Annotated in this window: 11 protein-coding genes; all 11 read left to right on the top strand. The window is 28.1% G+C overall.

Going from position 1 to position 13,119, the window contains the following annotated elements; genetic code table 11:
* Positions 1 to 2: 2 nt before the first annotated feature.
* Positions 3 to 1,058: an ion channel gene (locus tag ACTG48_RS11590; protein ID WP_479916918.1), complete on the top strand. Its 1,056-nt coding sequence runs from the start codon at positions 3 to 5 to the stop codon at positions 1,056 to 1,058.
* Positions 1,059 to 1,161: 103 nt separating this feature from the next.
* Positions 1,162 to 2,346 (top strand): D-alanyl-D-alanine carboxypeptidase family protein, encoded by a 1,185-nt coding sequence (locus ACTG48_RS11585; RefSeq protein ID WP_021384995.1) that lies wholly within the window; start codon positions 1,162 to 1,164, stop codon positions 2,344 to 2,346.
* 207 nt (positions 2,347 to 2,553) lie between these two features.
* Entirely contained in the window at positions 2,554 to 3,267 is a 714-nt protein-coding gene (gene rpsB, locus ACTG48_RS11580; protein WP_003424537.1) for a 30S ribosomal protein S2, read from the top strand.
* A 78-nt stretch (positions 3,268 to 3,345) separates the two neighbouring features.
* Entirely contained in the window at positions 3,346 to 4,257 is a 912-nt protein-coding gene (gene tsf, locus ACTG48_RS11575; RefSeq protein WP_021384993.1) for a translation elongation factor Ts, read from the top strand.
* An 84-nt stretch (positions 4,258 to 4,341) separates the two neighbouring features.
* Positions 4,342 to 5,046 carry a UMP kinase gene (pyrH, locus tag ACTG48_RS11570; RefSeq protein ID WP_021384989.1) on the top strand — a complete coding sequence of 235 codons (705 nt, stop codon included), beginning with the start codon at positions 4,342 to 4,344 and terminating at the stop codon, positions 5,044 to 5,046.
* 25 nt (positions 5,047 to 5,071) lie between these two features.
* Positions 5,072 to 5,629, top strand: a complete 558-nt coding sequence (gene frr, locus ACTG48_RS11565; RefSeq protein WP_021384992.1) for a ribosome recycling factor — start codon at positions 5,072 to 5,074, stop codon at positions 5,627 to 5,629.
* A gap of 2 nt (positions 5,630 to 5,631) precedes the next feature.
* Positions 5,632 to 5,835 (top strand): hypothetical protein, encoded by a 204-nt coding sequence (locus ACTG48_RS11560; protein ID WP_021384961.1) that lies wholly within the window; start codon positions 5,632 to 5,634, stop codon positions 5,833 to 5,835.
* Positions 5,836 to 5,863: 28 nt separating this feature from the next.
* Positions 5,864 to 6,598 carry an isoprenyl transferase gene (locus tag ACTG48_RS11555; protein WP_479916917.1) on the top strand — a complete coding sequence of 245 codons (735 nt, stop codon included), beginning with the start codon at positions 5,864 to 5,866 and terminating at the stop codon, positions 6,596 to 6,598.
* 12 nt (positions 6,599 to 6,610) lie between these two features.
* The gene (locus ACTG48_RS11550) at positions 6,611 to 7,390 is read left to right on the top strand and encodes a phosphatidate cytidylyltransferase (protein WP_021384981.1); all 780 of its coding nucleotides are present in this window, start codon (positions 6,611 to 6,613) and stop codon (positions 7,388 to 7,390) included.
* Between the two features lie 684 nt (positions 7,391 to 8,074).
* The gene (locus ACTG48_RS11545; RefSeq protein ID WP_479916916.1) at positions 8,075 to 11,116 is read left to right on the top strand and encodes a diguanylate cyclase domain-containing protein; all 3,042 of its coding nucleotides are present in this window, start codon (positions 8,075 to 8,077) and stop codon (positions 11,114 to 11,116) included.
* A 158-nt stretch (positions 11,117 to 11,274) separates the two neighbouring features.
* A complete protein-coding gene (locus tag ACTG48_RS11540; protein ID WP_479916915.1) occupies positions 11,275 to 13,086 on the top strand; it encodes a putative bifunctional diguanylate cyclase/phosphodiesterase in 1,812 nt (603 codons plus the stop codon).
* Positions 13,087 to 13,119 lie beyond the last annotated feature (33 nt).

The raw sequence follows: 13,119 nt of genomic DNA, 5'->3' as shown, positions 1-13,119 counted from the left end.
TTATGAATTGTAAATGGATATCTAAAAAAGATGGAAAAAAGTGCGATAGAGAAGCAGATTCTTCTGGATATTGTATCTTTCATAAAGAACATAAGTCTGATAAAGATATACAACTAATGATGGATACTATTTATAAAGAAGAAATCAGTGAATTCAATGGGTTTATATTTGAAAATGAATTTAATGCAGAGGAAATATTAACTTATGATTATAAAAGACTGAATTTTTCTGAAGTAATATTTAAAAAGAAAGTAAATTTTAAAAAATACATTTTTAAAAAGAATGTTATTTTTAACTATACAGAATTTAAAGAGAGTGTATTTTTTAATGGATGTGTATTCCTAGAAAACTGTGATTTTAATAAAACAAGATTCAGCAAAGCCTATGTAAATGACCGTATATTTGAAAAAGTAAAATTTAAAGGGCCTGACTTAGTAGTTAATAGTGTAGAAAACTTTCCTCGAATGGATGGAATCATTTTTAGCACCTGTACAAAATTTGTACTAAAAAATGTTGAGTATGGTAAAAGTGAGTATAAGCATGGAAAGATAAATTATAGAATAGCTAGAAATCAAGCAACAAAAATCGGAGAATACGAAATGATAGGATTTTATTATTATAAGGAAAGGATTTATAGTAGTAAAATAATGAAACGCTCTGATTATCCTACTTTCAGTGACTATTTAGTTGAAAAGTTTTTTGACCAAATAGCACGCTATACTACAGGTTATGGAGAAAAGCCATGGAATATATTGTTAGTGATTATAGTAATAATAAGTGTTTTTGCCTTATTATACTTATTTGTAGGTATAGAAAGTTCAAATAGTACACTTGTAGCTTTAAATATAAATAACATAGGCAATTATTCATTAAGTGAGATTTTCAGAATGTATATAGACTTATGGTATTTTAGTATGGCTACATTTAGTACAGTGGGATATGGAGATATGGTTGCTACAAGTTTAATTGGGAAGGCTTTAGCAGGAATAGAAGTATTTTTTGGAGTTACAATAGGAGCAATTTGGGCATCTGTAATTATTAAAAGGATGATAAGATAATATCTGTTTAAATATGGATAGGTATTAATTACTAGATATAAATTGGACTAAATAGGGAAAATTTAAATATAAATATACTTAATAATCCAAGAAGGTGAAAAATTTGAAAAATGCAATAAAAAAAATTATAGCATTAGCCATGATACTAGTTTTTATAATACCAACTTATTCATATGCAGATGAAAAATCTGTAGACAAATACTCAAAAACATCTATACTTATAGACCAAGAGACAGGTAGGGTTTTATATAGTAAAGAACCTGATATGAAGGTACCACTAGCTAGTTTAAGTAAGATGATGACTTTTTTACTTGCAATAGAAGCTATTGAAAATAAAGAAGTAAAAGAAACTGATGTAGTAAAAATAGACAAGTCTATTGCATCAGTAAAAGGTTCAAGCTATAAACTTAAAGATGGTGAAGAAGTGCCACTTATAGAGCTTATGAGAGGTCTTATGATTGTATCAGGAAATGATGCGGCAATTGCTATAGCAAAACATATTTGTAAAACTAAGGAAGCATTTGTAGATAGAATGAATAAAAAAGCAAAAGAAATAGGGATGACTAATACACATTTTCTAAACCCAAATGGTCTTCCAATATACGATTTGAGTAATCCAAAACAACCAGCGAAAGAAAATAAATCTACTGCAAGGGATATAGCTATTCTTGGAAAATACATGTTTGACCATTATGAAAAACAAGTAACAGCTATAACTGATATGGAGACATATACAAATTCAGATAGAAGTTTTGAAAAAAGCAATACAAATGCATTATTAAGAATTATACCAGAAGTAGATGGTATAAAAACTGGATATACTGGTAATGCTGGATATTGCTTATCATTTTCTATGATTGTAGACAAAAATGATAAAAACGAGAAAAAACGTAGAGTAATAGGTGTAGTATTGGGTGCTAATCACAAAAATAAAAGAACGTCTGCTTCTTTAGCACTACTGAAATATGGAAAAGAAAATTTCAATATGAAAAAAGTAATTGAAAAAGATAGTTTTATAGGTAAGAAATATATAAAAGGAATGAAAGAATTAGAGGTTACTTTAAAGGCCAAAGATGAACTTTATACAATATTAAAAGATGATGAAAGTATAAAATCGGAAGTAAAGATTAAAAATATAGAATATCCTGTTAAAAAAGGTGATACTATGGGTACTATAAAATACTATACTAACTCAGGTGACTTACTTGGAAGTGTAGATATAGTAAGTAATAATAGTGTAGACAATGTATCATTAAAAACAAAATTAAAAATGAAACTTGCAAATTAAATTCAAAAAAATGGTATAAAATACACAAAAAAATATAAAAATAGAAAATATGGAAAAAATATTGTTATTTTTTCACCTCTATGATATACTACTAGAGGTGAAAAAATAAAATAAATCACACACAGCATTGGGATCCTTAAAAGGTGCCTATTACATGGTTTTTTAGGGAGAAGATCAAGCTGGAGGTATAAAACCAGGAGGTAGAATATGTCAGTAATATCAATGAAACAATTATTAGAAGCAGGTGTTCACTTCGGTCATCAAACAAGAAGATGGAACCCTAAGATGGCTAAGTATATATTCACAGAAAGAAATGGAATATATATAATCGACTTACAAAAAACAGTTAAAAAAGTTGAAGAAGCTTACAAATTCACTAAAGAAGTAGCTGAAACAGGAAAGCCAATCTTATTCGTAGGAACTAAAAAACAAGCTCAAGATGCAATAAAAGATGAAGCTGAAAGATGTGGAATGTACTTTGTTAATGAGAGATGGTTAGGTGGAATGTTAACAAACCACAAAACTATAAAAACTAGAATAAATAAATTAAGAGAATTAGAAAAAATGGAAGAAGAAGGTGTATTTAATGTTCTTCCTAAAAAAGAAGTTATAAAATTAAGAGCTGAAAAAGAAAAACTAGAAAAATACTTAGGTGGAATAAAAGACATGCCTGAATTACCAGGTGCAATGTTCGTAGTTGACCCAAGAAAAGAAAACATAGCTATCCAAGAAGCTCATAGATTAGGTATACCAGTAGTTGGTATAGTTGATACTAACTGTGACCCAGAGCAATTAGACTTTGCTATACCAGGAAATGATGACGCTATAAGAGCCGTAAAATTAATAACTGGTGCTATGGCAACAGCTGTAATCGAAGGTAGACAAGGTGCTGAAGAAGAAGTAGCTGAAGACCAAGAATAATAATTTGACAATTAAATGGTAAGGGTCGCCCTTACCATTTATAATATGGAATAGAATAAGTAGGAGGAAACTTAAAAAATGGCTAATATAACTGCTCAAATGGTAAAAGAGTTAAGAGAGAGTACAGGCGCAGGAATGATGGACTGCAAGAAAGCTTTACAAGAAGCTGAAGGAAATATGGAAAAAGCAGTAGATTTATTAAGAGAAAAAGGATTATCAAAAGCTGCTAAAAAAGCTGGTAGAGTTGCTGCTGAAGGTCTAGTTGCAATAGAAATGAACGATGATAATACAGTTGCTTCTATGGTAGAAGTTAACTCAGAAACAGATTTCGTTGCTAAAAATGAAGACTTCAAAGTATTCGTTAAAGATGCTGCTTGTATGGCATTAGCTACTGATAAAGAAGATATAGCTTCTTTATTAGGTGAGACTCATAGAGAAGGAATAACTTTACAAGAAGTTTTAAATAATAGAGTTGCAAAAATCGGTGAAAAATTAGACTTTAGAAGATTTGCTAAAGTTGTAACTAATGGACAAGTTGCTGGATACATCCATGGTGGTGGAAAAATAGGTGTTCTTGTTGAAATGGAAACAGAAGCTAGAGATGCTAAAGTTTTAGAATTAGGTAAAGATGTAGCTATGCAAGTTGCTGCTATGAATCCTAAGTATGTTTCAAGAGACGAAGTAGATGCTGAATACATAGCACATGAAACAGAAGTATTAACTCAACAAGCTTTAAATGAAGGAAAGCCAGCTAATATAGTTGAAAAAATGGTTAAAGGAAGATTAGAAAAAGAATTAAAGGAAGTTTGTTTATTAGAGCAAACTTTCGTTAAAAATCCAGATATAACTGTTAAACAATTAGTTGCTGATGTTGCTAAAGCAGTAGGTTCTGATATAAAAGTTGTTAAAGTTGTGAGATTCGAAGTTGGTGAAGGTATACAAAAGAGAGAAGAAAACTTTGCAGAAGAAGTTGCGAAGCAACTTAAGTAATAACCAAAGAGAGAACACGCAGGTGTTCTCTTTTTTAAAAAATAGAAAAAAATGGATATGAAGGATTGAAATAGGAGGTTTCTGATGGATAAACCAATGTACAAAAGGGTATTGTTAAAATTAAGTGGAGAAGCATTAGCTGGAGAAAGAGGTTTTGGTATAAATAATGATGTAGTTAATGATATTGCTATTGCTATTAAAAAAATACAAGAAATAGGTGTTGAAGTAGCTGTAGTAGTAGGTGGAGGAAACTTCTGGAGAGGTAGAACTAGCGAAGGAATGGACAGAACTACTGCTGATTATATAGGAATGTTAGCTACAGTCATGAATGCGATGGCATTACAAGATGCACTAGAAAATATAGAGGTTGCTACAAGAGTTCAAACTGCTATAGATATGAGACAAATTGCAGAGCCATATATAAGAAGAAGAGCAGTTAGACATTTAGAAAAGGAAAGAGTTGTTATATTTGGTGCAGGAACAGGAAACCCTTACTTTACAACAGATACAACTGCTGCTTTACGTGCTGCTGAAATGGAAGCAGAAGTTATCCTGTTAGCTAAAAATGTTGATGCAGTATATGACAAGGATCCAAAAGTACATGCAGATGCTAAGAAATTTACAGAATTAAGTTATATGGAAGTTATACAAAAAGAATTAAAAGTAATGGACTCTACAGCTACATCTTTATGTATGGATAATAAGATTCCAATAAAGGTATTTGAGCTTACAACAGAGAATATAATAAGAGCAGTAAAAGGTGAAAATATAGGTACTACTGTAAAATAATGAAGAATGAAGGAGGAGTAAAATTATGAAACTAGAAATACATAAGCAATTAGAAGAAAAAATGAATGGGACAATTGATGCTCTGAAGTTTGAATTTGGGACTATAAGAGCAGGAAGAGCTAATGCACAAATGTTAGACAAGATAAGAGTTGATTATTATGGAACTCCAACTCCGATAAATCAAATTGGTGCTATATCTGTACCAGAACCAAGAGTATTAATGATATCTCCTTGGGATAAATCTGCTATGCATGAAATAGAAAAAGCTATATCTAATTCAGATTTAGGATTAAATCCATCAAATGATGGTGAAGTTATAAGACTTTCTGTACCTGCTTTAACAGAAGAAAGAAGAAAAGAATTAGCTAAAAAAGCTAGTAAAGCTGCAGAAGAGTTTAAAGTTAGAATAAGAAATGAAAGAAGAGACGCCAATGAAAAGATTAAGAAAATGGAAAAAGGCGGAGAATTAACTGAAGACGAGTCAAAAAAGGCACAAGATGAAGTTCAAAAAATGACTGATAAATTTATAAAAGAAATAGATGCATTATTATCTAAAAAAGAAAAGGATATAATGGAGGTATAATATTGAAAAAATATTATAACCTTTTAGGTCTTCATGTAGATGAGGTAAAACAATATTTTGACGAACAAAATGTAAATTATACCATAAAATCGATTGAAGGTAAAAAGGATAAAGATAAACTTGTAGTTCCTAGAGTTATAAAAATATCTGAGATAGGTGATAATGTAGAACTAATAATCACATACTTTTCTGACTCCTTAATTTAAGGAGTCAGAACAATATTGGAGGCAAAATATGAATAACAACATTATGTATGACATAGACTTAAATAACATACCTACTCATATTGCTATTATAATGGATGGGAATGGAAGATGGGCAAAATCTAGATTTCTTCCAAGAACTGCAGGACATAAGGCTGGAGTAGAAACTATAAGAGATATAGTAAAAGAATGCTCAAATTTAGGAGTTAAGCACTTAACATTATATGCATTTTCAACAGAAAATTGGAAGAGACCAAAAATTGAAGTTGATACACTTATGAACTTATTATCTACATACTTAAAAAATGAAATAGCTGAGCTTCATCGAAATAATGTAAAAGTGACAGCTATAGGAGATATAAGTGCTTTACCAAAAACTTGTATAAGAGAATTAAACTCAGCTAAGGAAATGACAAAAGACAATACAGGAGTTAATTTAAATTTAGCATTAAACTATGGAAGTAGGGCAGATATAAAAAATGCTCTTATAGATATAGTAAAAAATTGTGAAAGTGGTAAAATAGATATAAACAATATTGATGAAGATATTATAAAAAACTATTTAAGCACAAAGTCTATACCAGATCCAGACTTGGTAATAAGAACAAGTGGAGAACAAAGATTGAGTAACTTTTTACTTTGGGAAGTTGCTTATTCTGAGTTTTATTTCACTGATATACATTGGCCTGATTTTAATAAAAAAGAATTACAAAAGGCTATTTATATATATCAAAAAAGAGATAGAAGATTTGGAGGACTTAAGTAAGGAGATTATTTTATGCTTACAAGAATTATTGCTTCACTAGCTCTGGTTCCATTATTTCTATTTGTTGTATATGGAGGGATTCCTTTATATATAGCTGAGATGGCAATAGTTTATATTGCATTACATGAGTTTTATAAGGCATTTAAAATAAAAGATATACATCCAATCTTTGTTATCGGATATATATTTTCTATTTATTTAGCTGTAAAAAATATTTTTAACTTACCATTAGAGTATACTTATGCAATGATTTTCATTTTATTTTTAGCAGGTATAATTTATATGTTGATGGGCAAAAACAATGTTATAGATGTTTCGATTACGTTTTTAGGAATTTTTTATATAGGAGTGTTTTTAGATTTTATAGTTATAACTATAAATGGTTTTGAAAAAGGAAATATCTATGTATGGCTTATATTTGTTATATCTTTTATGACAGATATATTTGCATATTTTAGTGGCTATTTACTTGGAAAACATAAATTAATTCCTAAAGTGAGTCCTAAAAAGACTGTAGAAGGAGCTATTGGAGGAATAATAGGAAGTACACTTTGTTGTATTTTATTTGGATATTTATTTGGTATTGATTTGCTTCAATTAGCAATAATAGGAAGCATAGGAAGTATAATAGCTCAATTAGGAGATTTATTTGCATCTTCTATAAAGAGATATGTAGGGATAAAGGATTATGGAAAGATAATACCTGGTCATGGGGGTATATTAGATAGATTCGATAGTGTTATATTAGTTGCACCTTTTGTGTATAGTGCTATCAAATTTTTTATTAGATAAGATTGGTTGGTTTTAAAAGGGCAGTCTATAATTGCTAGTAATGAAAATAGCTATGTAACTTCTAAAAGCAGAGAAATTCTGCGATTGTTTAGTTACATGGCTATTTTCATTGTTTAATGTTTTAGAGGATATAATTTAGGAATTGTATAAAAATATGTATTACTTTATCAAGTTGTACTATGTTTGTAGTATACATGTTTTATATGCGAGAATTGCAATTAAAAAATATTTTTTTGTTTAATAATATTGATATTCTTAACTTTATTATCTTTTTATAATACATATATCTAAATATAACTAATTTATTACCCATTTATAAATTTTATTTTTAGACATAATTAATAATAGATAAGTAGATTATTGTTTTAATTTCGGGAATATGAGTATAGCTTAAGTAATATCTCAAAAAAAAAGAATATATTTCCATAATATGATAAAATAAACTCAAAGAGTTAAATTCTAGGTAAATGGTACTTTAATTATTTATTAAAAAGATTAGATATTCCATCTTCAATGTCATTTAGTTGATAATTAAATTTAAAGCAGAATGATATTTAAAAATAGCTTTTGAATTAGGTCATGATTTATTATACACATAAAAACTTTCAGAAATATAAAATATGAGTAAAAAATAGTAGATAAATATTTATTTCAAAAAGTTTGAAATTTGAGGGGGATGGATTAATGGAAATGTCAACTAATAATATTATAGATAAATTAACGAATTTAAATGGGAATTATAATTTTAGAATGATGCTTTCAAACCTAGAAAATCAGAAGAATCAATATGGGATTATGTTTATTGGAATTGATGATTTTGAGCAGATTAATAATTTATATTCTTATTCATTTGGAGATAGAGTTTTAAAAAAATTTTCTAGAGCTATTTTACCTTTTTTACCTGAAGATGTAAGTTTATATAGATTGGATGGAAACGGATTTGGGGTATTGTATCCGAATGGAGATTGTTATGAATTAATAAAACTATTTAATAGGTTTCAAGATGTAGCACAGTGTATAAAACAGATTAATGGACATGCTATTTCGTTTACCATATCAGGAAGTGTTTGCTTTTATCCTAAAGATGGTACAGAATGTGATATATTGTACCAAAATGCACGTGTTACATTTGAGAAAGCAAAAAAACAAGGAAAAAAGACTCTGCTTGTCTATTCAAAGGATAAGTTAAATTTTTCTCAGTATTCTATAAATTTGATAGAGTATCTAAGAGAAAGTGTATTAAATGATTTTGAAGGATTTTATTTAAATTACCAGCCACTTATTTTTACTAATAATAAGAAATTACATGGATGTGAAGTATTGCTTCGTTGGAAGAATCCTAATTTTGAAATGAAACTTGGGCCAACTGAATTTATACCTTTTTTAGAATCTTCTGGGCTTATGGATAAAGTTAGTCAATGGGTAATTAGAACTGCTTTAAAACAATTGAATATATGGATAAAATATATGCCAAATTTTAAGATGAACATAAATGTATCATATCAACAGCTTGAAGACCCTAATTTCAAGTTCTTTATTTTAGATACTATAAAAAAACAATGTCTGTCACCATCTCTAATTACATTGGAATTGACAGAAGATAATAATATAAAAAAAATAGAAGAAATAAGGCATTCTTTTGACTTTCTTCGAAGTCAAGGTATTAAGATTAGCTTTGATAGTTTTGGAGCAAAACATTCTTCCTTAGAAATTTTTCGTGAATTAAGTGCAGATTCTTTAAAAATTAATCATACTCTTTTAGATCGTATTACATATGATGTAACAGACCAAAAAATCGTTTCACAAATTATTAATCTGTGTCATAGCATGAATATGACAGTTTATGTTGAAGGAATTGAAGATAAAGAAACTTTAAAAATTATTGAACAGATGAGACCAGAAATACTACAAGGATTTTATTATAAAGAGCCTATAGATGCAGACAAGTTTTATGAATATTACTTTGAAAAAGATGTTGATTCATTTAACTATCAGGAAGATATTATATCAAAAGACACTTCCTTAGAAAAAGAAAAAAGTATGGTATACTCTGCACTTAGTCCAACTCATTCAATAAATGTAAAAGAACTCGTAGATAATGCTTACGCAGGTATATTTCAAGTTGGAATGGATCATGAATTTACTTTTCTTACATGTAATGAAGGGTATCGTAGAATGCTTGGTTATACGATTAAGGAGATGGAAGCAAAATTTAAGAATCAAGCATTAGGATTTGTGCATCCAGACGATATAGAATATGTCAATTATGAAGTTAGAAGACAACTTGGAATTAGTGATATAGTAACTATTGAATTTAGGGTAGTAAAATCTGACGGAACACCTATCTGGATACTTGGAACAGGTAATGTTGTAAGAGGGAAAGAAGGCTTTAAGAGTTTAGTTGTAGTTATCATAGAAAATGATAGGCTTAAGAAACGGTCTTTAGAGATGGAAGAATCATATTGGAAATATAGAAGAGTTTTAGATAATATTCCTGCATGTGTAAAATGTATTCGTTTTGATGAAGATTTTACCTTAGATTATATTTCTCCTAGCTTTATATCATTAATAGGTTATACAGAAAAAGAAATAAAAAATAAGTTTGATGGAAAGTATATTGATTTAATCTTTGAAGAAGATAGAAAAAATGTCCTTAGTGATATAATAAGCCAAGTTAATTCTAAAGGTATAGTTACACTTCACTATCGTATTAGATGCAAAAATAATCGTTTGATTTCTTTAGAAACAATTTCTAGATTATGTAGAAATGATAAGGATGGAAAGCAGTATTTTTACTCAAGTATAGTAGATGTAACAGAAGAAACTTATGAGGAAAAAGATAAAAAATCTGATAACTTAGCTAGTCGATATCAGAATGCATTAAAACAATGGGGTGACATTTTATTTGAATATAATTTTAAGGATAATACAATCATATTTTCTGATAATTATTATAATATATTTCAAGTAGAACCAAAAGGAACAATTACTGAACAGTTATCAAATATTTATAAAGAAGATTGTAAGATATTACTTGATGCTTTAGAAGAGGCACATAGAGGTAATAAGCCAGAAGCAATAGAAATACGTATACTCTCTAAAAATGATGTGCACTTGTGGTGTTCTATAGTCTTTAATGAACCAGATAAGATTGGAGATACTGCTATATCAATACTAGGAAAGATAAGAAATATAGATGAAGAGAAGAAGGAGTATAATAAATTAATTGAACAATCTCAAAATGATTTAATGACAGGATTGCTGAATAAAAGTACCACTGAGGAAAAGATTAGAGATATATTGCTATTAAATTATAAAAATAGGAGATATGCCCTATTTATGATTGATGTAGACAATTTTAAATATGTTAATGATACTATGGGACATGTATTTGGAGATAAAATATTAATTGATTTAGCTGAATGTTTAAAAAGAAGTTTTAGAAAAACAGATATAGTTGGTCGTGTAGGAGGTGATGAATTTATAGCATTTATGGAATACAATGGAGATAGGGAAATTATTCAAAATAAAAGTCTGGATATATTAAAAACATTAGATAGTACATTTACATATGATGATTTATATTTTGGAATAAGTGTTAGTATAGGAATCTCTGTATATCCAGAAGATGGAGAACAGTTTTATGAGTTATATCATCATGCAGATAGTGCTTTATATAGAGCAAAAGAAGAAGGTAAAAACACATATTGTATGTTTTCTATCTAAAGACAAAATATATACTATCAAAGATTAGTCTATTTTAGACATATAGATGATAGATTTATTTGAGATAAATATATATTACTGCAAAGTATACAATCATTTTTTATAACTGATTGGTCAATTGCAAATTATATAGATATATTATAATTGAGGTAACAATAATGAAGAAAAAATATGATTTTTTAATTTATGCTGCTATTTGGCTAGTTGCTATTATTATTTTTATATTTTCTCTATACAATAGTATAGAACATATTAAAATTATAAATTATACTAGTACTATTCGCAGTGAAACTGAAAAGGTTGTTAAACAAGAATTGAATAATAAAAGAAATGATAACTTGATAAAAGAACTAGATAGCATTTTAACAGAGCTAAGAACTGGTAAGGGTGAACTTGGATTGCAAAGGTGTGATAATAAAGAATTTCAAGAAAAATTAATTCAAATGGATACTATGTGGAAATCTATGAAAAAAGAAATTATAAAAGTTAGAAATGGAGGTTCAGGTGATAAATTATACAAATTGAGCGAAACATATTCTTCGTTATCTAGTCAAGTTGTTTTTATATCTGAAAAACATTCTGACATAAAATTACATTCTTTCGCTACTGCATTAGTTATTTATCTTACAATATCAATAATAAGTATCTTGATTTGGGAGTATTATAATAAAAGAAAATTTGACGAAATATTTTATACTGATAATTTGACAAAAATAAAAAACCAAGTTGCATTTGAAAATCGAGCTATTGAGATTTTACATCATGCATATAAGGGAGAGTATGTACTATTAAATATTGATATTGACAATTTTAAATATATTAATGATGTACATGGATATGAATATGGAGATAAAGTTTTAATAATAGTTGCAACTGCACTTTCCAAAACCTTTAATACTAAAGAAACTTGTGCAAGAGTTGGTTCAGATAATTTTGTAATACTTGCAAAATATAGAGATTCTCTCTTAGATGAGATTATTAAGATTCTGACTAAGGCCATAATATCTGAATTAAATATGAATGTAACTCAAACTATATCTTATTGTATAGGTGCATATTTAGTTGAAGTTGATAAATTGGATTATAAATCTATCAATTCTATAATGGATAAGGCAAATATTGCCCATAAGGTAAGTAAAAAGAGAGGAATTTCCTCTACAGTATGGTATAATGAAAATCTGCTAAAGCAATTACAAATGGAAAATAATATTTATAATCATATGCATAAAGCACTAGAAAATGAAGAATTCCATATGTATTTGCAACCTAAATTTCAAATATCTTCTTTAAATGTTGTGAGTGCAGAAGCACTTGTACGATGGTTTTCTCCAGAGCTTGGTTTTCTGTCACCAGATAAATTCATTCCATTATTTGAAAAAAGTGGATTTATTATCGAATTAGATTTTTATATGTTAAAGAAAGCATGTTCATTTATAAAAAAAACATTTATGAAAAAAAATCAATATACTTATCCTATTGCAGTTAATTTTTCAAGAGTTACTATTTACCAAAATGATTTCTACCAAAGATTTTTAGATATTGTTAGGGAATATGAAATTCCTTTTAAGTATATAGAAATAGAGGTAACTGAAAGTGCTTTTAATGAAATATCCAAGCCAGTTATTTCAATTTTAGATAAGCTTAGAAAGTTGGGCTTTTTAATTTCTATGGATGATTTTGGTTCAGGATACTCTTCATTAAGTCTTTTATGTTCTTTATCGATTAATGGTTTGAAGTTAGATAAAAGCCTACTTAAAGAAACCTTTAATAGAGAGAAAGTATATAGTATTATTCAATGTATTATTGAAATGTCACATCGTATAGATATGTCTGTTGTATGTGAAGGTATTGAAACTAAAAAGGACTTAGACTTTTTAAAAACAATTAAATGTGATGTAGGACAGGGATTTTATTTCTCTAAGCCTATAGAAGAAAAAGAATTTTTTAATAAATATGTAATTGGAAAATAATAGAATTATTTTTTCTACTAATTTATGCATTGA

This window comes from Clostridioides sp. LIBA-6822, from assembly GCF_056688955.1.
Note: the sequence above shows the minus strand (reverse complement) of the source record. Positions and strands in the feature narration are given on the sequence as shown.